Raw genomic sequence first — 19,332 nt, forward strand, 5'->3', positions numbered from 1 at the left:
CCCCTAGGTTAAGCAACCAATTAAGTCTGATTATCAACGCAGTCAACTCCGAGGGGGACCCCTTGAACTCAACCGTCCGGTTGGTCGTCGCCGCGGCCGGGGCGACCGCGGTGCTGTTCGCCGCGGTACCCGCCGGAGCCGCCGCCGCACCGACACCCGCTCCGGTGTCCACCGCCGCGGGCACCGGCGTGGAGATCGAGGTACCCGGCCCGGAAGAGGGCCGGATCGCGGGGTCGGGCCACGTACGGGTACCGGTCGCCGGGCGGGCGAAGGCCGCGCCCCGGCTCTCCGCCGCCGAACGGGAAGCCGACGGCGAGGTCACCGCCCTCGTCGACAACGGCCCCACGGCCGACCGCCTCGACGTGGTCGTCGTCGGCGACGGCTACACCGCTGCCGAGCTCGATCGGTTCCACGAGGACGCCCGCCGCAAATGGGACGAGATCGCGGCCGTCGAGCCCTACGCGACGTACCGCTCCCTCTTCAACGTCTGGACCGTCGACGCCGTGTCCCGCGAGTCCGGGGTGTCGGGCGACCCCGACCCGGCCACCGTCCGCGACACCGCGCTCGGGTCCTACTTCTGGTGCGAGGACATCGAACGGCTGCTCTGCGTCGACCAGCCCAAGGTGGACACCTACGTGGCGAAGGCTCCCGCCGCCGACCTCGTCCTCGTCCTCGCCAACAGCTCCAAGTACGGCGGGGCGGGCTACAACGAACCCAGCCCCACCCTCGGCTACGAGGGCATATCCACCGCCTCGGCCGGAAACGCCAAGTCCGGACAGGTCGCCATCCACGAGACCGGGCACTCCCTCGGCAAGCTCGCCGACGAGTACTTCTACCCGGGCTCCCCGGACTACGAGAAGTACACCGGCCCCGAGCCCTCGGACTCCAACACCTCCACGCTGAGCGCCGACCGGATGGCCCGCACCCGCGCCAAGTGGTACCGATGGCTCGGTGAGGAGTCTCCCGACGGCGGCAAGGTCGGCGCGTACGAGGGCGGCGGCTACTACGTCACCGGGCTGAACCGGCCCACCGACAACTCGCTCATGCGGGTCCTGGACAAACCCTTCAACCTCCCCGGCGTCGAGGCGATGATCGCGGGCTTCCACCGCCACGCGAACACCGTCACCCCGCTCACCCCCACCGACCGCACCCTCCGGGCGCGCGACAGGGCGAGGGCGGCGGTGCCCCGGCTGGCGGCGCCGGACGGACGGCAGCTCGTGGTCCGCTGGTACCTGGACGGCCGGGAGCTGAAGCGGTTCGCCGGCCGGACCGAGGTGCGCGTCTCGGACCTGTTCCTCCTCGGCGCACGGACCCGGACCCTGTCCGTCAGGGTCGAGGACCGCACCCCCTCGGTCCGCGACCCGAAGATCGCCCGGACGCTGCGCACCACGGTCGACTGGCACGTCCGCCGCTGAGCGGACCCGGCCTCCCGCCCCGCCTCCGCGGCGGCCGTTCCATGACGCGGGGGCGCGGGCGCGGGACTGCGTGGCTCAGACCCGGTCCCCGCCCGCGTACGTCCAGAACGCGCGCATCAGCGGGGGCGGGGTCGGGCCGGTCAGTTCGAGCTGGGTCAGCAGTACGGACACGGTGCCCGTCGCGGGCACGACGTGCGCGGCGGTTCCGGTGCCGCCCACCCAGCCGTAGCGCCCCGGCACGTTCCACGGATCGACCGGGGCGACATCGACGGAACCGCCGAACCCCCAGCCCTGGCCCTCCAGGAACAGCGCGCCGCCCGCGCGCTGTTCGGGGGTGAGCCGATCCGCGGTCATCTCCCGCACCGACGCGGGGGACAGCAGACGGCTCCCGTCGGGGGCCTCGCCGTCCGCGAGCAACATCCGGCCGAAGGCGTACAGGTCGTCCGCGGTGGAGACCAGGCCGCCGGCGCCCGAAGGGAAGGCGGGCATCCGACTCCACTGCCCCTCGGGCGCGTCCACCCGGGTCAGCCCGCCGGCCCCGGGATCCGCCCGGTAGTACCCGGTGAACCGCCCGAGATCCGCCGGGGGGACCGCGAAACCGGTGTCGGTCATGCCCAGCGGCGCGAAGATCCGCTCGGCCAGGAACTCCGGCAGCGACTGCCCCGACGCCCGGGCGATCAGCACGCCCAGGATGTCCGAGCAGGTGTTGTACAGCCAGGCCTCACCCGGCTGGTGCAGCAGCGGGATCCGGGAGAGGGCCTTCATCCAGGCGTCCGGCTCGGCGACCAGTTGTGGTTGGGGCGGCCCCTGCCGCAGCTCGCCGAAGAGCGGGGCGAGGGCGGGGAGCGTGAAGTCCGACGGGAATCCGTACCCGGCCCGGAAGGTGAGAAGGTCCTCGACCGTGATCGGCCGGGCCGCCGGCACCACGTCGTCCACCGGGCTCGACGGCGTGCGGACCACCACGGGCGCGGACAGCTCGGGCAGCCACTCCCGGACCGGCGCCGCGAGCCCGAGCCGCCCGTCCTCGACCAGCGTCATCACCGCGGCGGCCGTCACCGGCTTGGTCAGCGAGGCGACGCGGAAGATCGAGTCCCTGGCCATCGGAGTGTCCCCGCCCGCCTCGGCGACACCGACGGCCGCCACCTCCACCCCGCCGCCGCGGGCCACCAGGGCCACCGCCCCGGGCAGGGAACCACTGCTCACACGGGGTTCCAGGACGTCCCTCAGACCGGCCATGACTCCACCTCTCCCGACGTCGTGCGCGCCCGATCCGCCGGATGGCGGGGGCCGTCCCCCTCCAGACTCCCGGGACGGGCCCGATTCATCGGTCCGACACCATCGGATTCGCCGCCGCTCCCGCCGCTCCCGTCGGATCCGCGGAACCCGCCGCAACCGCCGCTCCCGTCGGACGATCCGGATCCCGCGCGCCGGTCGCGTCCCAGAGCGCGCGGTGGTGCTCGCCCGCCGCGTCCAGCGGGCGGACCCCGGCCGGCCCCGGTGCCAAGGACAACACCGACCCGGAGGACCCGAACCGCGGCCACCCGGGGACGCCCTCGAAGGTGTCGAACGCGCCGTGCGAGCGACCGCGTACGGGGCCCGCGTCGGTCCGTACGACGGGCCGCTCGTCGGCGCCCGCCCGCGCGGTCGGGAGTCCCGCCCCGATGGTGGCCGGGAGCAGCAGGGCCGATACGGCCGCCGGCGTGATCCCCGGGGGACGGGTGGCACGGAGGCGGCCAGCCGGCACGGCGCGCCGCCTCACGACGTCGACTACCCGCGCCGTTCCAGCAGACCCCGGGCGAACGCGGCCTGGCCGGCGTGCTGGAGATCGTCGGAGAGCACGCTGACGAGCCGCACGGCGAGGGTGACCGGGGGGTCCCAGCGCTCGTCGACGACCCGGTCCAGGTCGGCTGCCGGGAGGGCGCGCACGAACTCCAGGGTCCGCTCGTGCACCGCGTCGTGGTACCCCAACAGGACCTCGCCCGACTCGACACGGACCTTGCCGACCTGGCTCGGACTCTGTCCGTAGCCGGTGGCGTCGGCGGGCAGCGGCAGGGCGAACCGATCCGCCCAACCGCCCGTGTGCCACACCTGTTCCCCGCCCGCCGCGTCCGCCACGTGGTCGTCCTGCACCCGGGTCAGGTGCCAGACCAACCACGCCACGGAGTTCGCGGCCGGGTCCACCCGCGCGTTCAGCTGATCGGCCGAGAGCCCGTCCACCACCTCGTGGACCACCTCCCGGACGCGCCCGAACCCGTCGGCCAGGACGTCGGTCCCCTTCACGGGGCGAGCCGTCCCACTAGCGGAGGTCCATGCCGGGGTCGTCCATCATGCGACCCTCCATCTCGCTCTGCTCCTGGAGCCGGCGCGCCTTGTCCTGGAGGCGCGTGCGCTCCTGGGGGTCGGTCGACTTCTCGGCCGCGGCCTTCATCTCCTGGGCCTTGTCCCGAAGCTGCCGGGACCGGCCGGACTCACCTGCAACGCTCATGATCGCTCCTTGACTCTGTGGGGAGAGAGCGGGCGCAACCAGGCAATCAGCACTCCGGTGCGCACGCATCTCGAAGGGGCGCGGCGCCGTTCTACTCGCCCGCGATGCCGGTGATCACCGGATCGCCCAACGGCGCCGTCTCCTGATTCAGACCGACTCCGCTCAGCGCCGACGAGGCGAGCTCCCGGGCCGCGGCCTGAGCCTCCTTGGTGGTGGCGGCCTCGACCTCCAGGTGCAGGCTGAACGCCGACGAGCCCGAGTAGAACGACAGGATGTCCAGATCCTCCTTGACGCCGAGATCGGTGCCGCGCGGATCCGCCGGTCGCAGCGCGCGCACCAGTTGTGTGCGGGCCTCGGGCGACAGCTCCGTGAGCAGGGTGCCTGGAATGGTGACGACGTAGACGGTCATGTCACAGCGCTTGCCCGCGACTCGCCGGGGGAATCGTCACCGGCGCGCCGGCCCCCCGTTTGCCCGCCCCGAATGGCGCAGTGCGCCGATGTGCCGCTGAATGTGACCACACGTGCGCTTCCCGTGACGCACGACGACCGGCGCGCGATGTGCAGACCCGCGTGTCGGCGAACGGAGCCTTCCATGAATGACCCCATGGCCCTCGCGGCGACCGACCCCGAAGACCGCCACGAGATACCCGACCTCCAGGACCGACACGACGACTCGACCGGTCCCGGACACCCCTCAACCGCCCCGGCCGTCCCCGCCGACGTGGCCCTGCCGGCCGGCTGCCTCGACACCGACCGGGCCGAGGCCCCGGCCGGCCCCCGGCCGCACGCCCACCCCCCGGCCGACCACCACGCGGCACCGCACCGGGAGCGGCCGCCGGTGACCCGGCCCGAACCCCGGCCCCCCGCCCCGCGCGCCGGGGGCGCGCTGCGCCACGTGCTGCGCTGGCCGGTGGCCGCCGCCCTGCTCCTGTGCGGCGTGCTGCACCTGCCGCGGGACCCGGCCGCCCTGTCCGTCCTCGGACCGGGCGACGTACCGCCCCTCGCGGTCGCGTTCGTCTGCCTCGTGGAGGGCGGATTGCTGATGGCGCGTGACACCCCGGCGGTGTGGCGGACCGGGGCCGTCACGGCCCTCGCGATCGTGGCGCTGCACGTGGTCGCGGGCATCGCGCTCGTCGACCCCCTGGAGGGCTCGCTGGGTGGCCCGCACGCCTGGGCGGGCGTCACCACGGTGCTCTGCGCGGGCGCCGGCGCGGTGCTCGCGGGCGTGGCGCTGATGTACCGGCCCAAGCGGGTCGACCGGGTCTGACCCGAGGAAACGGGGCCCTGGTGGACCACCGCCGGGTCCCTCCCGCGTGCGCGGGTCCCGGGCCCGGCCTACGCGAGCAGGTTCACCCCGCGGGTGAACACCCCGGGCAGGCGGGCCGCCAGCGGCACGATCCGCCGCGCCAGCCCCGGCCGCGCCCGGGCCCACAACAGGGAACCGGTCAGCGCCCGATAGCTCCGCGACAGCTCCCGCCAGGCCCGCTCGTACTCCTGCGGCCGACCGGCGGACACGCACCGTACGAGTTCCCCCGCCGCCGTCACCGCCAGCGTGAGCCCCTCCCCGGTGAGCGCGTCCACGTACCCGGCGGCGTCCCCGACGAAGAGCACCCGCCCCGCGACCCGGGTGACGGCGCCCTGCCGCAACGGCCCCGCCCCGCGGACCGGAGCCTCGGGCGCCCGCGGCAACCGCGCCGCCAGGGCCGGGAACCGCGCGAGCTGTACGTCGAACGGCGCCTGTTCCGAGGTCAGCACCGCCACCCCCACCCGATCGGGCCCCAGCGGGGTCACGTACGCCTCGGACCGGGCCGACCAGTGGACCTCCACCAGGTCGCTCCACGGCTCCACCGCGTAGTGGCGCCGCAGCCCGTACCGGACCGGCCGACCGGGCACGACCGGAGCGGACAGGCCCAGCCCGCGCCGGACGGGCGAGTGCAGTCCGTCGGCGGCCACCAGGTAGCGGGCGGTCAGCCCCGCCGCGCTGACCCGGTGTTCGTCCTGGCGCACCTCGCCCACCCGCCGGGGGAGCACCCGCACGCCCAGGGCGGCGGCCCGTTCGGCGAGGGCCGCCTGGAGGTCGGTACGCCGGGCCCCGCGCCCGGGGCCGGCGCGGAACAGCCCCTCCGCGCGGAGCCCGCTGACGCCGTCCACGTACCGGATCCCCCGGAACGGCCGGCCCGCCACCGGTACGCCCAGCTCCTCCAGCCGCCGCACGGCGGTGGGCATCAGCCCCTCCCCGCACGCCTTGTCGATCGGCGTGGGCCGGGGCTCCAGCACCACCACCTCCAGCCCGGCCAGGGCCCCGTGGATGGCCGTCGCCAGCCCGGCCGGACCACCGCCCGCCACGAGCAGGTCGATCACGACGCGGAGCCCACGAGCGGGGTCGTCGTACGGGCCCGGGTGAGCGCCGTGTCCTCGCAGCGGATCCGCACCCGCAGCAGCAGCGCGTTGAGCACGGTGAAACCGGCCGCCGTCAGCCAGGCGGAGTGCACGAGCGGCAGCGCGAGCCCCTCGACCACCACGGCCACGTAGTTGGGGTGGCTCAGCACCCGGTACGGCCCCGCCGCGACCAGGGGCAGGCCGGGCACGACGAGCACTCGGGTGTTCCAGCGGGGGCCGAGCGTGGCGATGCACCACCAGCGCAGCCCCTGCGCGGCCACCACCAGCCCGAGCGCCGGCCAGCCCACCGCGGGCAGGAACGGCCGGTCGGCCGCCCACGGTTCGACCGCACATCCCACCAGCAGCGCGGTGTGCAGGGCGACCATGGCCGGATAGTGGCCGCCGCCGTACTCCCGGGCGCCGCGCGCCAGGCTCCAGGCGGCGTTGCGCCGGGCCACGAGCAGCTCGGCGAGCCGTTCGACGGCGACCAGGGCGAGGATCAGCAGGTACAGGTTCATCGACATGAGGGGATCACCAGCGCAGGAGGACGAGTTCGGAGGCGAAGCCCGGGCCGAAGGCGATCATGAGCCCGGTGGATCCCGGCGGGGGAGGCCCGGCGGCCTGGATCCCGCCGAGGATGTGCAGGACCGAGGCGGAGGAGAGGTTGCCCGCCTCGGCCAGTGACCCCCGGCTCGCCGCGAGGGCGGAGTCCGGCAGGCCCAGCGTCTCGGCGAGCACGTCGAGGATCCTCGGACCTCCGGGATGGCAGATCCAGGCGTCGACGTCGGACGGCTTCAGGTCGTGCCCGGCGAGGAAGGTCTCGACCTCCTCCACCACGTGCAGCCGGACCAGGTCGGGGAGTTCCCGCCCCAGCACCATGCGAAAGCCCCAGTGGCCGATGTCCCAGCCCAGCAGGTCCTCGGTCCCCGGATACAGCCGGCTGCGGGAGGCCACCACGGCGGGACCGGAGCAGGTCTCGTGCAGGGGATGGTCGCGGCCCACCGCCAGCAGCGCCCCGGCGCCGTCCCCGAAGAGGGCCCCCGCCACGAGGTTCGCCATCGAGGTGTCGGTGGGCTGGAGAGTGAGGGAGCACAGCTCGGTCGACAGCAACACGGCCGCGTCGCCGGGCCGGCCGGTCAGTTGGTCGTGCAGGTGGCCGAGACCGGCGGCGCCCGCCGCGCAGCCCAGGCCGAACAGCGGCATCCGTCTCACGTCGGGACGCAGCCCGCTCCGGCCGGCGATCCGGGCCTCCAGCGAGGGCGTCGCCAGCCCGGTCACCGTCGTGGACATCACCAGATCGACGTCACCCGCCGGCAGACCGCCCTCGGCGAGGGCGAGTTCGAGGGCGCGCGTGCCGAGTTCGAGCGCGGCGACGACGAAGGCGGCGTTCGTGGTGCCGAAGTCGTTCGACGGGCCGTAGCGCTCCAGGGGGAGCGCGAGATGGCGGCTGTCCACCCGGACCGACTCGTGGACACGGCGCAGGAGCGCCGCGTCCGCGCCCGGCGGAAGGAAGCGGGCCAGGGCCTCGGTGATCTCCGACTGCCGGTAGCGGTGGGGCGGGAACACGCTGCTCACTGCCAGGACACGTGTCATTGACCCAACATAGGGAACAACTGACATTTCGTGAGGATTCGGGTCAACCGGGCGTGCCGTCGGCGCATAGCGTGACGTCGTGCCCGTCACCCGACAGACCCCTCCCTCCGCGCACGCCCCCGCGCGGCCGCGCGCCGGAGCCCGGACGGCCGGCCTCCTGGCGGCCTGCCACCCCGTGCCGGCGGCCGCCGTGACCCTCTTCACGGTCGCCCTCGCCCTGGCCGCCGGTCGGGGGCCCGCCGGCTGCGCCCTCGCCGCCGGGGCGGTCGCGGCGGGCCAACTCTCCGTGGGCTGGAGCAACGACCGCGCCGACCTGCGCCGCGACCTGACCACGGGGCGGCGGGACAAGCCGCTCGTCGCGGGCTCCGTACGGCCCGCCTCGGTGGCCGTCGCCGCGTTCGTGGCGCTGCTGGTGTGCGTTCCGCTGTCCCTGGCCTCGGGTCCGCTCGCCGGCGTCGTGCACCTGGTCGCGGTCGCCGCCGCCTGGGGCTACAACCTGCGGCTCAAGAGCACGCTCGTGTCCTGGGCGCCGTACGCCCTCGCCTTCGGCCTGCTCCCGGCCTTCGTCACGCTCGGCCTGCCGGGGTCACCGTGGCCGCCGGCCTGGCTCACCGCAGCCGCCGCGCTGCTCGGCGCCGGGGCGCACTTCGCGAACGTGCTGCCCGACATCGCCGACGACCTCGCCACCGGCGTCACCGGACTGCCCCAGCGGCTCGGCGCCCGCGGCTCGGCCGCGGTCGCCGGCCTGCTCCTGCTCGGCTCGACCGCGGCGCTGGTCACCGGCCCGCCGGGACCGGTGAGCGCCTACGGCTGGATGCTGCTCGCGCTCACGGTCCTGCTGGTGGCCGGCACCTGCCGGGCCCGCGGCCGCGTGCCGTTCCTCGGTGCGCTGGCGGTCGCCGCCGCCGACGTGGCGCTGCTGTTGGTGCGGGGCGCCGGCCTCGGCTGAACCGCTCAGCCCCTGGCCCGCAGCGACTCCGTGTGCTCGCGGACCTGCTCGGGGGAGAGATAGGCGTCGGTGTGCTCGAAGTCCTTCAGGGTGGCGGCCCGCTGGTCCAGGAAGCCGGTGCGCACGAAGTCGTCCCCGGCGACCGCGTTGATCAGCCAGTTCGTCATCACCCGGGTCTTGGCCACGTTGGTCCGCAGCGCCGACCAGTGGTAGCCGCGAGCCACCGCCTGCGCGGGCAGGCCGTGCAGTTCGATGCCGAGCGGCTTGGAGACCGCGTCCCGGCCACCGAGGTCCACCACCAGCCCCAGGTCCTTGTGCACGTAGGGACGCAGCGGTTGGTTCCGCAGCGTGGCGATGACACTGTCGGCGACGGCCTTGCCCTGGCGCATGGCGTGCTGCGCGGTCGGCGGGCACAGCGCGTCGCCGCCCTTCGCCACGTCCGGTACGGCCGCCGAGTCCCCGAGGGCGAACACGCCGTCGACCCCGGGCACCGTCAACTCCGGGCGCACGACCAGCCGGCCCTTGAGCGTCTCCGCGCCCAGGGTGGACACCAGCGGGCTCGCGGCGACGCCGGCCGTCCAGATCAGGGTCCGACTGGGCAGCACCCTGCCGTCGGTGAGCGTGACCTTCTCGGCGTTCACCTCGCTCACCGACACACCGAGGGACACCTCGATCCCGCGCCGGCGCAGGATGTCCAGGGCGACCGTGCCGAGCTTGTCGCCGAGTTCCGGCATCAGCTTCGGGGCGAGGTCGACCAGGTGCCACTTGATCTGCCGGGGGTCCAGCCGCGGATAGCGGGTGGCCGCGTGCCGCGTGAGGCGGTTGAGGCAGGCGGCCGTCTCCGTGCCCGCGTATCCGCCGCCCACCACCACGAACCGGAGCCGGGAGGCACGTTCGGCCTCGTCCTGACTGGCGTCCGCCAGGTCGAGTTGGGCGATCACGTGGTCGCGCAGGTACACGGCCTCCGCGAGGGTCTTCATGCCCCGCGCGTGTTCCACCAGCCCGGGGATGTCGAAGGTGCGGGTGATGCTGCCCGGGGCCAGTACGAGGAGGTCGTAGGGCTGGTCCACGGTCTCACCCGTGATCTTCCGGATGACGCAGACCTTGGCCTTGGTGTCCACACCGATCGCCCCGCCGGGGATGATCCGCGTCCGGTGCTTGTTGCTGCGCCGCAGGGACACGGCGACCGACTGCGGGGTCAGCACACCGGCGGCGACCTGGGGGAGCAGGGGCAGGTACAGCTGGTAGGAGGCGGGCGTGACCAGTGAGATCTCCGCCTCGGCCGGGGACAGGCGGCGCTCCAGTCGCCGTACGCACGCGACCCCGGCGAAGCCGGCGCCCACAACGAGGATCCTCGAACGCGACACGGTGTACGTCCCTTCGCAGTGCGGTGGTTCCGTGCCCGGTCGTCTGCCCCGCGCGAGCGGTCCATGCACATCCGTTTCGGGACGGTGCGGTCGCGGCGCCGTGTTCCGAGGTCAGAGCGGTGCGGGCGGTCGGCGGGTACGGGTCCACTCCAGCAGGCCTTCCGCGCTCCAGGTGTTCACGACACGCTCGGCCGCCACCCCGCACTCCACGGCCCGCTCACAACCGGTCGACTGCCAGTCCAACTGGCCCGGGGCGTGCGCGTCCGTGTCGATCGCGAACAGCGTGCCGATCTCCGCGGCCCGCCGCAGCAACCGGCGCGGCGGGTCCAGCCGTTCGGGCCTGCTGTTGATCTCCACCGCCGTACCGGACTCCGCGCAGGCGGCGAAGACGGCGGCGGCGTCGAACTCCGACTCCGGCCGGGTCTTGCCCGTCACCAGGCGCCCGGTGCAGTGGCCGAGCACGTCCATCGACGGATTGCGCACGGCCGCCAGCAGGCGCCGCGTCATCGCCGGGGACTCCATCCTCAGCTTCGAGTGGACGGAACCCACCACCAGGTCGACCCGGTCCAACAACTCCTGCTCCTGGTCGAGCGAACCGTCCGCCAGGATGTCGCACTCGATGCCCGTCAGCAGCCGGAACGGCTTCCAGCCCGCGTTCAACTCCGCCACCACCGCCAGTTGCTCGCGCAGCCGCTCCGGCGACAACCCGCGCGCCACCTTCAGACTCGGCGAATGGTCCGTCAGCACCGCCCACTCGTGCCCCAGTTCCATCGCCGCCCGGCCCATCGCCTCGATGGGGCTGCCGCCGTCGGACCACTCCGAGTGCAGGTGGCAGTCCCCGCGCAGGGCCGCCCGCAGCGCCCGGGCCCCCGCACTGGCCGGCGGGCCGTCGGGATGCGCCGCGACCTCGTCCTCCAGCTTCCGCAGGTACTGCGGGATCTCCCCACCGAGCGCCTCGCGCACGACCGTCGCGGTCTTCGGCCCCAGACCCTTCACCGACTCCAGCGAGCCGGCGGCGACCCGCTCGGCCACCTCGGGCCCGCCCAGGTGCTCCACCGCGGCGGCGGCCGTGCGAAACGCCCGTACGCGGTAGGTCGGGGCCTGACCGCGCTCCAACAGGAAGGCGATCCGGTTCAGCGCGGCGACCGGGTCCATCGGGGCACCTCCTGAGCCCAGTGTGGCAAGGGACGGCGGAGCGGGCACATCGGAGGATCAGTGCGCGGCCGGCGGCACGAGGGGAGCGGCCAGGGTGAACAGGGCCCCGTCCGGGTCGCGGAACGCCACCCACCGCTCCCGCGTGTTCGACGTGACCTCCGAGACGGCCCGCCCGCCCAACTCGACGGCCGCCTCGATCGCGGGCTCCAGCAGCGGCACCCGGAAGTGGACGTGCCAGCGGGGCCTGGCATGCGGGCTGTACGAGGCCGGCTCCACCGGACCGCTGTTCAGCCGGGCCACCGCCTCACCGCCGTGCCGCAGCACGACCTGGTCCTCCTCGTACGAGACCTCACAGCAGCCGGGCCTGCCGGTGGCCCACTCCAGTACCCCGCCGTAGAAGATCGCGGCGTCGAAGGCGTTGCGGGTCCTCAGTTCGAGCCAGGCCGGGGCCCGCCCCTCGTCGGACCGCCAGTCGGTGGAGACGACCCCCTCCCAGATCCCGAACACCGCACCGTCCAGGTCGGCCGCCAGCGCGGCCCGGCCGCCGTTCGGGAAGGACACCGGGCCGACCGCGACCGTGCCGCTGCGCTCCCGGATGCGGCTCACCGCCACGTCGACGTCGTCCACGGCGAAGTACGGCGTCCACGCCACCGGTACCGCCAGATCGGCGGCGAGAGCCCCGATGCCCGCCACCGGCACACCGTCCAGCCGGGCCACCGAGAAGGCGTCGCCCAGGCGGGCCGGGCGGAAGGTCCACCCCACGACCGCCCCGTAGAAGCGCTGGGACGCCACCAGGTCCCGCGCCATCAGACTCACCCAGCAGGGCGCTCCGAACACGTCCCTCGTCGAGATCTTCACCGCTCGCTCCGCCCTTCACCGCCACCGTGATCGCGCCGTCCGACCACAAGAAGTAGCGCCCCGGCACCCCGGGTGACGCGCAGGCGCGCCTACCGGCCGGGTCACCACCAGTAGGCGGGGTACCTCGGGGCCTTGCGTCGGATCCGGGATCCGGCGTATCCGGTGAGGACGAGGAGCACGGTCGAGCCGAACAGCAGCGGAACGAACCGGGCGGCGTCCGGGCTCTGGAGCACCACGACGACGGCCGTGGCACAGGCGGGGGAGTGCGGGGTCCGCGCGATGATCAGGAGGGCCAGGGTGATGCCGGCCGCCACGGCGGCGGCCCACGCGCTGCCGCCCGCCACCGCGAGGACCCCGTACCCGACGGCGGCGCCCAGCAGGTGGCCGAGCAGCACCCCGCGCGGCTGGGCCAGCGGCAGGGTGGGCGCGCTGTGCACCAGGGCGGCGCTCGCGGCCAGCGGCGGGATCAGCACCGGTTCGTGGAGCATCGCGCCGATCCCCACCAGGCCGAGGAGCACGGTCGTCGCCGCGCTGACGCTGTGGAGGGCGGCCGCCGCGGTCGGGCGGGCCGGCGCCTTGCCGGTGATGATGCGGGGCGTGCGCGGCGCGGGCGGGGCATCGGCCGCGGCGGTCGGGGGCGTGCCGGGGTACGGCGCGGTGTCTGTGGTCATGTGCGGCAAGGTGTTTCCGGTGCGGGCGGCCGGCAGGGGCCGTACGAGGCAGGGCGGCGGGCGGTGACGCGAGGGCGGGGGGTGCCCACGAGCTTATCGTTCGCCGGTACGACAACCCGCACGGGGTGGGGCAAAGGGCCCATCGGGACCGGCCCGCCCCGGCGGATCGTGTATGACTGCCATGGCACCGGCGCGGTCCCGCCGAGGACGCAGGGAAGGACGAACATGACGACCCACTCGCACCTCGACGAGGTGCCCACCGACCTCGACGCGGTGATCGCCGACGCGCCCGCCGACGCCGGCGGGGCGCTGTGGCGCCTGACCGGCGCCACCCGGGGACTCGACTCCAACCTGGTGCGGCTGCGCCCCGGAGCGGTCATCGCGGAGCACGCCGAACCCGTCCTCGACGTGCTGCTGGTCGTGATCGCGGGGGCGGGCCGACTCGACACCGGGGGCCGCTCGCACGACCTGCGCCCCCACGTGGCCGCCCTGCTGCCGAGGGACAGCCGCCGCACGCTCACCGCGGGCCCGGACGGGCTGACGTACCTGACCGTCCACACCCGCCGCCCCGGCCTCGGCATCGGCCCGGGCCCCACCGCACCACCCGCCCCCGGGCCCGGCGAGGGCGGTGAAACGGCCTGCCTGCTCCACCGGGTCTGCCCCGACTGCGGCCGACTCGCCACCGAACGCGATGCCCGGTACTGCTCCCGTTGCGCGAGCCCGCTCCCGCAATGACCCGCTCCCGGACCGATCCGCCCCCGGAATGACCCACTCCCGCAATGACCCGCTCCCGGATCGCCCCCGCGCCTCGACATCGGCCACAGCACTAGTCTGAAGACATGACGATCATGGGCCCCCACGACCTCGACCACGCCGTCTCGGAGGCCGTCCGGGTCCTGCGGGGCGTCGCGCACCTCGACTGGTCCGTCCCGGCGGCGGGCCTGGAGTGGAGCTGCCACGACACCGCCGTCCACCTGGCCGGCGACCTGACCGGATTCGCCGCCCAGCTCGCCGGCAGGGTCACCGACTCCTGGCTGCCCCTGCGGGTCACGGCCGCCCCCGACACCTCCCCGGGCGGGGTCGTCGACCTCGTGGAGGCGAGCGGACGGCTGCTCGTGGCCGCCGTCCACGCGACCGGACCGGACGTCCGCGCCTGGCACCCCGCCGGCTCGGCGGGCCCCGACGGCTTCGCCGCGATGGGCGCCGCCGAGACCCTGCTGCACTGCCACGACATCCTGAACGGCCTGGGTGCCACGCACTGGCGGGGCGACGAGCGGACGGCCGCCCTCGTCCTCGAACGTCTCTTCCCGCACGCGCCGCTCTCCACCACCGGCGACGCCTGGGAGTCGCTGCTCGCGGCCACCGGCCGGGCCGACCTCCCCGACCTCGCCCCCCAGGAGAACTGGCGCTGGTACAACGACCCGATCCGCGGGGTCGGCGTGATCCTGTGCGAGATCGGCCCGGCCGCCGCCGCCGACCTGCACGCCGGCGGCACCGGGGGCTTCGCCTGGACCGAGGACGGGCCGGCCGAGGGCACCCGCATCGGCGCCGGGATGGTGGGGCTCGCCGACGAGGTGGGCGAGTACCGGCCGGGCTGGGGCCCGTACGCCATCGTCCGGGCCCGCGACCACCGCGCGATCGGCGGGATCGGCTTCCACGGCGCCCCCGACCCGGACGGACGGGCCGAGATCGGCTACGACCTCGTCGCCTCGGCCCGCCGCCAGGGCCACGCCACCGAGGCGCTCCGCGCGCTGGCCGGCTGGGCGTTCGAGCAACCCGGCCTGACCGGTCTGCACGCCAGGGTCGACGAGGACAACGCCGCCTCCCACGCCGTGGTCAGGCGGGCCGGGTTCCAGGAGTCCGGTTCCGAGGACGGCGTGGTCCTGTACCGCCTGAACCCGCTGTAGGCCGTCTCGGCCTCGAACGGCCCGCGGGCCTCCCGGGCGAGTCGCAGCCCGGGAGACCCGACGGACATCTGGCGGAGAACGGCCGGAGAACGGCCCGGGAACGGCCCGGGAACGGCCCGGGAACGGCCGGCCGAGCACCCGCCGGCCGATCCCCGGTTGCTCAGAAGCCGCAGTTGGTCACCCACTTGTGGGAGGAGATCCGGTCGTTCCACTCCCACGGGATGTTGCCCGCGGAACCGTTCGGGGCGCAGGTCGAGGCCCCCGTGTAGCCGATGTGCTCGTAGACGCGGACGTCGCCCAGGGAACCGGCGTAGCCGTTGTTCCACCAGGACGAGGCCCGGTCGTTCATGTTGTAGGTGCCGCTGCTGCCACAGGTGCGCCAGTCGGAGTCGTTGCCGCTCCAGCCACAGGACGGGCCGCCGCGGTTGGTGTCCGCCCAGACCCAGTAGTTGCCGTCGGCCGCCACGCCCGCGCCGTCGGCGGGAGCCGCGACCGCGGGGGTCAGCGTCGCGGGGACGGCGAACAACGGCGCCGCGAGGGCGCAGGCCAGCATCATCGTGCGGAACTTACGCATGGGAATCTCCTTCTCGGTGGGTGTGTCGTGCCACGACGCGCTCCGCCTTCGGGAGCGCGTCGTTCTGGAACCGTCGCCTCAGGTCGATCTCGTCCCGGTGCTGTGCACGGACTTCCTCGCCGTAGGCGCGGTCCAGAGTTCGTGAGACCCGGGCCAGCGAAGTGCCGGTCGCGCAGGTCGCCTCGGTGACCGCCAGCGCGGTCTCGGTCTCGTCGGCCTTCTCGGGCGGGACGCCGGCGGTCGCCTCGACCGCGGCCCGCCGGGAGTCGGCCGGGGTGGCGAACGGCCGGCCCGCCGCCCGCATACAGGCGGACCACTGCCCGACCGCCTCCGTCCAGCGCGCGTCCCCCCGCACCCGCGCCTCCCGGACCGGCCGCAGGTTCATCGTGACGACCTTCACGCGGAACCAGCCGGGCAGGTCCCCGTACAGGGTGCGCTGCGCGTCCGCCATGCACCCCTCGGAGCCGGCCGTGAGGGTCATCCCGGTGGGGGTGGTGGCCGTGAGCCCCACGGGCGAGGCGCCCATGAGCGCGGTACGCGCCGCAGCCCGCCGAGGGGCCGAAAGCCCGGCGAAGTACCGCTGGTTCGGGTCGGCCCGCCGGGCCTCGGCGGCGGCCCGCTCGTCGCGACCGCCGTAGCCGTGGGCCCGCGCCCACGCCACGTCGTCGACCCCGTACGGGAACGAGCGCTGGGCCTCCCCGTCCCGTGCCGGCTCGGTGACGGCGTACGTGAATCCCCGCTCGGTCATGCACGCGCCGATGAGGATCTGCTCGGCCCGTTCCAGCAGCCGGGACTGTGCGGCGCTCGGCTCCCGCGCCGGCCCCGACTCCCGCTGAGAGGCGGTGGATCCGCAGCCGCCCAGGGTCAGGGCCGCCGTCAGGGCCGCCGCCGTCATCGTCGTGGCGTGTGTTCGGTTCATCCGCGCAGTGCCCCCTTTCCGGGTGTTCACGGCGGGTTCGCCGTGGTGCCGGAATCAGGTCTAGCCGCCTTCCGTTGTTCGGCGTCGGCGCCCTGGCAGTGAACAAACAATTGCTGAACAATCCACCCCAGAGGGCAGGAATGCACCTACGGGGAAGGGGTCGTGCATGGCACGAAAGGAACGTCCGCTGGAAGGTGGGGACGGGCCTCTGCGGGAGTTCGCCACCGCCCTGCGCCGGCTGCGCCACCAGGCGGGATCACCGCCCTACAGGGATCTCGCCGCCCGCGCCCACTACTCCGTCGCCACCCTGTCCGGAGCCGCCGCCGGCCGCCGGTTGCCCAGCCTGGACGTGACCCTGTCCTACGTGCGGGCCTGCGGTGGCGACCCGGGGGAGTGGGAACGCCGCTGGCACTCCGTCGCCGTCGAACTGGCCGTCGAGACCCCCGACCTGCTCGCCGGGGAGGAGGGCTGCCAGGAGCCGCCGTACGTGGGGCTCGCCGCCTTCCGCGCCGAGGACGCCGAACTCTTCTTCGGACGGGAACGGCTCGTCGAAGACCTCGTCGCCACCCTCGCCCGGCACCGTGTCCTCGCCCTCGTCGGAGCCTCCGGAGCCGGCAAGTCCTCCCTGCTGCGCGCCGGACTGCTGCCCAGGTTGCGCGCCGACGCCCCGCACCGCGCCGTGCGCGTCCTCACCCCCGGCCCGCACCCGACCCGGACCCTCGCCGAGGCGCTGGGCCGGCGGGATGCCGCCGACACGGAGGAATCGGAAGAACTCGTACTGATCGTCGACCAGTTCGAGGAGGTCTTCACCGTCTGCGCCGACCCCGAGGAGCGCGCCCGGTTCATCACCGCGCTCGACGAGGCCGCGCGCCGACCCGGCTCCCGCCGCCGGGTCGTCCTGTGCCTGCGCGCCGACTTCTACGCGCACTGCACCCGCCACACCGAACTCGTCGACGTCCTGCGCGACGCACAGGTCCTCGTCGGACCGATGAGCGCCGCCGAACTGCGCCGGGCCGTCGTCGAACCCGCCCGGCGCGCCGGACTCACCGTCGAGGGCTCCCTCCAGGCCACCCTCGTCGCCCACGCGCACGGCCGCGTCGGCGTCCTGCCCCTGCTCTCCCACGCCCTGCTGGAGACCTGGCGCCGCCGCCGGGGCGCCGCCCTCACCCTGGACGGCTTCCGCGCCGCCGGCGGATTCGAAGGCGCCCTCGCCCAGTCCGCCGAAGCCCTGTACGCCTCACTCACCGGCCGGCAGCAACACCTGGCCCGCCAGATCTTCGTCCACCTCATCGCCCTGGGGGAAGGCACCGAGGACACCAAACGGCCCGTCGCCCGCGAGGAACTCGACCAGGACGCCGACACCGACGCCGTCCTCGCCGGGGCCGCCCGACAAAGGCTCCTCACCCTCGGCCAAGGCCGGGTCGACCTCACCCACGAGGCCCTGATCCGCGCCTGGCCCCGACTGCGCGGCTGGCTCACCGAGGACCGGGAACTGCTGCGCCGGCACCGACAGCTCACCGACGCCGCCCGGACCTGGGAGGGCGTGGGGCGCGACCCCGGCTCGCTGCTGCGGGGCACCCGGCTCACCCTCGTCCGCGACCTCCTCGACACCCCCGGCCCCGCCGGACTGACCGACGCGGAGCGGGAGTTCCTCGACGCCTCCGCCGCCGCGGAGGACGCGGCCGGCGACTCGGCGCGCCGCCGCACCCGCAGGCTGAGGATCCTCGTCGCCTCGCTCGGCGCCCTCGTGGTGGTCGCCGCCGTCGCCACCGGCAACGCGGTACGGGCCGAGGAAGAGGTCACCCGCCAACGCAACGACGCCGTCGCGCAGAACCTCGCCGAGACCGCGGGCGCCCTCACCAACACCGAACCGGGCCTGGCCGTCCAACTCGGCCTGACCGCCTACCGGCTCTCACCCACCACCCGCACCCGCGACAGCCTCCTGAGCACCCTGATGACCTCCTTCCCCGCCCACGCGAAGGAGGTCGTCGCCCTCGCCTACCGGCCCGACGGCCGTCAACTCGCCACCGCAGGCGGGGACCGCACCGCCCGGCTCTGGACCGTCCGCGGCACCGACCGGCCCGTCGCCGTCGCCACCCTCACCGGCCACCGAACCGCCCTGCGCGCCGTCGCCTACCGGCCGGACGGGCGGATCCTCGCCACCGCGTCCGCCGACGGGAACGTACGGCTCTGGGACGTCGCCGAGCCCGCCCGCCCCACCCTCGCGGCCGAACCCGTCGCCCGGGGCGGAGACGTACGGGCCCTCGCCTACAGCCCCGACGGGCGCACCCTCGCCACCACCGGCCCCGGAGGCGACGTACGGCTCTGGGACGTGGCCGACCCCACCCACCCCGCCGAGGCGGCGGTCGTGACCGGGCACCGCGACGCCCTGCGCGCCGTCGCGTTCAGCCCGGACGGCCGCACCCTGGCCACCGCGAGCGAGGACCGCACCGTACGGCTGACCGACATCGCCGACCCCGCGCACCCCGCGCCCCTGGCGACCGTCGAGGGCCACGACACCGCCGTCTTCTCCGTCGCCTTCAGCCCCGACGGCCGCACCCTCGCCACCGCCAGCGGCGGCCACACCTCGGTACGACTGTGGAACGTCACCGACCGGCACCATCCCGCCCCCCTCGCCACCCTGAGGGGCCACACCGACGTGGTCGGCGCGGTGGTCTTCAGCCCGGACGGCCGCACCCTCGCCACCGCCGGCGACGACCGCACCGTTCGGGTGTGGGACGTGGCCCGACCCGCCCACCCGGCCCTTTCGGTCACCCTCACCGGGCACGTCACCGCCGTCGGTTCCGTCGCTTTCAGTCCCGACGGGGGAGTCCTGGCGTCCGGCGGCTACGACGACACCCTCCGACTCGCCGGCACCGACCGGGACCTGGCCGCCGCGGGCGCCTGCGCGCACTCCGGGCCGCGGATCAGCCGCAAGCAGTGGACCACCTACATGCCCTACCTGGACTACGCGCCACCGTGCAGTGGCCTGGAGCACCGTTGAGTGTCTCCGGCGGCTCGAAGACGGGCCATCCGGCTTGATTCGCGTGCTACTTGAGG

Annotated in this window: 20 protein-coding genes; 6 read left to right on the plus strand and 14 right to left on the minus strand. The window is 74.6% G+C overall.

Annotated features, from left to right (window positions below; all coding sequences use genetic code 11):
* Nucleotides 1-62 precede the first annotated feature (62 nt).
* Nucleotides 63-1,415, plus strand: a complete 1,353-nt coding sequence (locus ACFYW3_RS04940) for a M64 family metallopeptidase (protein WP_389385555.1) — start codon at nt 63-65, stop codon at nt 1,413-1,415.
* Between the two features lie 75 nt (nt 1,416-1,490).
* Here ACFYW3_RS04940 and ACFYW3_RS04945 read toward each other — a convergent pair whose 3' ends face one another.
* The 5 genes from ACFYW3_RS04945 to ACFYW3_RS04965 all read right to left on the minus strand — a co-directional run bounded on the left by ACFYW3_RS04945 (nt 1,491) and on the right by ACFYW3_RS04965 (nt 4,309).
* On the minus strand, nt 1,491-2,651 hold the full coding sequence (locus ACFYW3_RS04945; RefSeq protein WP_389385556.1) for a serine hydrolase domain-containing protein: 1,161 nt from the start codon (nt 2,649-2,651) through the stop codon (nt 1,491-1,493).
* An 85-nt stretch (nt 2,652-2,736) separates the two neighbouring features.
* Nucleotides 2,737-3,159, minus strand: coding sequence for a hypothetical protein (locus tag ACFYW3_RS04950; protein ID WP_389385557.1), 423 nt, complete (start codon nt 3,157-3,159; stop codon nt 2,737-2,739).
* Nucleotides 3,160-3,182: 23 nt separating this feature from the next.
* Complete coding sequence (locus ACFYW3_RS04955; protein ID WP_351751649.1) at nt 3,183-3,695, minus strand: DUF664 domain-containing protein; 513 nt, start codon at nt 3,693-3,695, stop codon at nt 3,183-3,185.
* 16 nt (nt 3,696-3,711) lie between these two features.
* Nucleotides 3,712-3,900, minus strand: a complete 189-nt coding sequence (locus ACFYW3_RS04960; protein WP_266953183.1) for a DUF6381 family protein — start codon at nt 3,898-3,900, stop codon at nt 3,712-3,714.
* 91 nt (nt 3,901-3,991) lie between these two features.
* A complete protein-coding gene (locus ACFYW3_RS04965; RefSeq protein WP_266953185.1) occupies nt 3,992-4,309 on the minus strand; it encodes a hypothetical protein in 318 nt (105 codons plus the stop codon).
* Between the two features lie 183 nt (nt 4,310-4,492).
* Between ACFYW3_RS04965 and ACFYW3_RS04970 the strand changes: the two genes are divergently transcribed.
* Nucleotides 4,493-5,167, plus strand: a complete 675-nt coding sequence (locus tag ACFYW3_RS04970; RefSeq protein ID WP_389385558.1) for a hypothetical protein — start codon at nt 4,493-4,495, stop codon at nt 5,165-5,167.
* Between the two features lie 68 nt (nt 5,168-5,235).
* Here ACFYW3_RS04970 and ACFYW3_RS04975 read toward each other — a convergent pair whose 3' ends face one another.
* Genes ACFYW3_RS04975 through ACFYW3_RS04985 form a run of 3 tightly spaced genes read right to left on the minus strand, consistent with a single transcriptional unit; the run spans nt 5,236 to nt 7,872 of the window.
* Nucleotides 5,236-6,261, minus strand: coding sequence for an NAD(P)/FAD-dependent oxidoreductase (locus ACFYW3_RS04975; protein WP_351751651.1), 1,026 nt, complete (start codon nt 6,259-6,261; stop codon nt 5,236-5,238).
* Nucleotides 6,258-6,797: an isoprenylcysteine carboxyl methyltransferase family protein gene (locus tag ACFYW3_RS04980; RefSeq protein WP_389385631.1), complete on the minus strand. Its 540-nt coding sequence runs from the start codon at nt 6,795-6,797 to the stop codon at nt 6,258-6,260. The genes ACFYW3_RS04975 and ACFYW3_RS04980 overlap by 4 nt, the downstream gene beginning before the upstream one ends.
* A 13-nt stretch (nt 6,798-6,810) precedes the next feature.
* Nucleotides 6,811-7,872, minus strand: a complete 1,062-nt coding sequence (locus ACFYW3_RS04985) for a type III polyketide synthase (protein WP_389385559.1) — start codon at nt 7,870-7,872, stop codon at nt 6,811-6,813.
* A gap of 79 nt (nt 7,873-7,951) precedes the next feature.
* Between ACFYW3_RS04985 and ACFYW3_RS04990 the strand changes: the two genes are divergently transcribed.
* On the plus strand, nt 7,952-8,821 hold the full coding sequence (locus ACFYW3_RS04990) for a UbiA family prenyltransferase (protein WP_389385560.1): 870 nt from the start codon (nt 7,952-7,954) through the stop codon (nt 8,819-8,821).
* 5 nt (nt 8,822-8,826) lie between these two features.
* Here the strand turns inward: ACFYW3_RS04990 and ACFYW3_RS04995 are convergent, their stop codons facing one another.
* The 4 genes from ACFYW3_RS04995 to ACFYW3_RS05010 form a co-directional block, all read right to left on the minus strand.
* Nucleotides 8,827-10,188, minus strand: a complete 1,362-nt coding sequence (locus ACFYW3_RS04995) for an NAD(P)/FAD-dependent oxidoreductase (RefSeq protein WP_389385561.1) — start codon at nt 10,186-10,188, stop codon at nt 8,827-8,829.
* Nucleotides 10,189-10,299: 111 nt separating this feature from the next.
* On the minus strand, nt 10,300-11,343 hold the full coding sequence (locus ACFYW3_RS05000) for a PHP domain-containing protein (RefSeq protein ID WP_389385562.1): 1,044 nt from the start codon (nt 11,341-11,343) through the stop codon (nt 10,300-10,302).
* A gap of 57 nt (nt 11,344-11,400) precedes the next feature.
* Nucleotides 11,401-12,150 (minus strand): VOC family protein, encoded by a 750-nt coding sequence (locus ACFYW3_RS05005; protein ID WP_351751755.1) that lies wholly within the window; start codon nt 12,148-12,150, stop codon nt 11,401-11,403.
* 152 nt (nt 12,151-12,302) lie between these two features.
* Nucleotides 12,303-12,872 (minus strand): HPP family protein, encoded by a 570-nt coding sequence (locus ACFYW3_RS05010; protein ID WP_351751657.1) that lies wholly within the window; start codon nt 12,870-12,872, stop codon nt 12,303-12,305.
* Between the two features lie 225 nt (nt 12,873-13,097).
* On the opposite strand from ACFYW3_RS05010, the gene ACFYW3_RS05015 reads away from it, so the two are divergent.
* Both ACFYW3_RS05015 and ACFYW3_RS05020 read left to right on the plus strand, forming a co-directional pair.
* Nucleotides 13,098-13,607 carry a hypothetical protein gene (locus ACFYW3_RS05015; protein ID WP_389385563.1) on the plus strand — a complete coding sequence of 170 codons (510 nt, stop codon included), beginning with the start codon at nt 13,098-13,100 and terminating at the stop codon, nt 13,605-13,607.
* A gap of 104 nt (nt 13,608-13,711) precedes the next feature.
* On the plus strand, nt 13,712-14,779 hold the full coding sequence (locus ACFYW3_RS05020) for a GNAT family N-acetyltransferase (protein WP_351751661.1): 1,068 nt from the start codon (nt 13,712-13,714) through the stop codon (nt 14,777-14,779).
* Between the two features lie 160 nt (nt 14,780-14,939).
* Here ACFYW3_RS05020 and ACFYW3_RS05025 read toward each other — a convergent pair whose 3' ends face one another.
* Nucleotides 14,940-15,353, minus strand: coding sequence for a peptidase inhibitor family I36 protein (locus ACFYW3_RS05025; RefSeq protein WP_351751662.1), 414 nt, complete (start codon nt 15,351-15,353; stop codon nt 14,940-14,942).
* Nucleotides 15,346-16,272 carry a hypothetical protein gene (locus tag ACFYW3_RS05030; protein WP_389385564.1) on the minus strand — a complete coding sequence of 309 codons (927 nt, stop codon included), beginning with the start codon at nt 16,270-16,272 and terminating at the stop codon, nt 15,346-15,348. The genes ACFYW3_RS05025 and ACFYW3_RS05030 overlap by 8 nt, the downstream gene beginning before the upstream one ends.
* Nucleotides 16,273-16,438: 166 nt before the next feature.
* Between ACFYW3_RS05030 and ACFYW3_RS05035 the strand changes: the two genes are divergently transcribed.
* On the plus strand, nt 16,439-19,276 hold the full coding sequence (locus ACFYW3_RS05035; RefSeq protein WP_389385565.1) for a hypothetical protein: 2,838 nt from the start codon (nt 16,439-16,441) through the stop codon (nt 19,274-19,276).
* Nucleotides 19,277-19,332: the final 56 nt, after the last annotated feature.

Source organism: Streptomyces sp. NPDC002602, assembly GCF_042889445.1.
In the GTDB taxonomy this organism is placed as follows: Bacteria; Actinomycetota; Actinomycetes; order Streptomycetales; family Streptomycetaceae; genus Streptomyces.

Bases quoted from the DNA above. Each gene is read 5' to 3' on its own strand.
- ACFYW3_RS04945 (WP_389385556.1), bottom strand. From the start codon at position 2,651: ATGGCCGGTCTGAGGGACGTCCTGGAACCCCGTGTGAGCAGTGGTTCC.
- ACFYW3_RS04960 (WP_266953183.1), bottom strand. From the start codon at position 3,900: ATGAGCGTTGCAGGTGAGTCCGGCCGGTCCCGGCAGCTTCGGGACAAG.
- ACFYW3_RS04965 (WP_266953185.1), bottom strand. From the start codon at position 4,309: ATGACCGTCTACGTCGTCACCATTCCAGGCACCCTGCTCACGGAGCTG.
- ACFYW3_RS04970 (WP_389385558.1), top strand. From the start codon at position 4,493: ATGAATGACCCCATGGCCCTCGCGGCGACCGACCCCGAAGACCGCCAC.
- ACFYW3_RS04980 (WP_389385631.1), bottom strand. From the start codon at position 6,797: ATGAACCTGTACCTGCTGATCCTCGCCCTGGTCGCCGTCGAACGGCTC.
- ACFYW3_RS04985 (WP_389385559.1), bottom strand. From the start codon at position 7,872: ATGACACGTGTCCTGGCAGTGAGCAGCGTGTTCCCGCCCCACCGCTAC.
- ACFYW3_RS05000 (WP_389385562.1), bottom strand. From the start codon at position 11,343: ATGGACCCGGTCGCCGCGCTGAACCGGATCGCCTTCCTGTTGGAGCGC.
- ACFYW3_RS05005 (WP_351751755.1), bottom strand. From the start codon at position 12,150: ATGGCGCGGGACCTGGTGGCGTCCCAGCGCTTCTACGGGGCGGTCGTG.
- ACFYW3_RS05010 (WP_351751657.1), bottom strand. From the start codon at position 12,872: ATGACCACAGACACCGCGCCGTACCCCGGCACGCCCCCGACCGCCGCG.
- ACFYW3_RS05015 (WP_389385563.1), top strand. From the start codon at position 13,098: ATGACGACCCACTCGCACCTCGACGAGGTGCCCACCGACCTCGACGCG.
- ACFYW3_RS05020 (WP_351751661.1), top strand. From the start codon at position 13,712: ATGACGATCATGGGCCCCCACGACCTCGACCACGCCGTCTCGGAGGCC.
- ACFYW3_RS05025 (WP_351751662.1), bottom strand. From the start codon at position 15,353: ATGCGTAAGTTCCGCACGATGATGCTGGCCTGCGCCCTCGCGGCGCCG.
- ACFYW3_RS05030 (WP_389385564.1), bottom strand. From the start codon at position 16,272: ATGAACCGAACACACGCCACGACGATGACGGCGGCGGCCCTGACGGCG.
- ACFYW3_RS05035 (WP_389385565.1), top strand. From the start codon at position 16,439: ATGGCACGAAAGGAACGTCCGCTGGAAGGTGGGGACGGGCCTCTGCGG.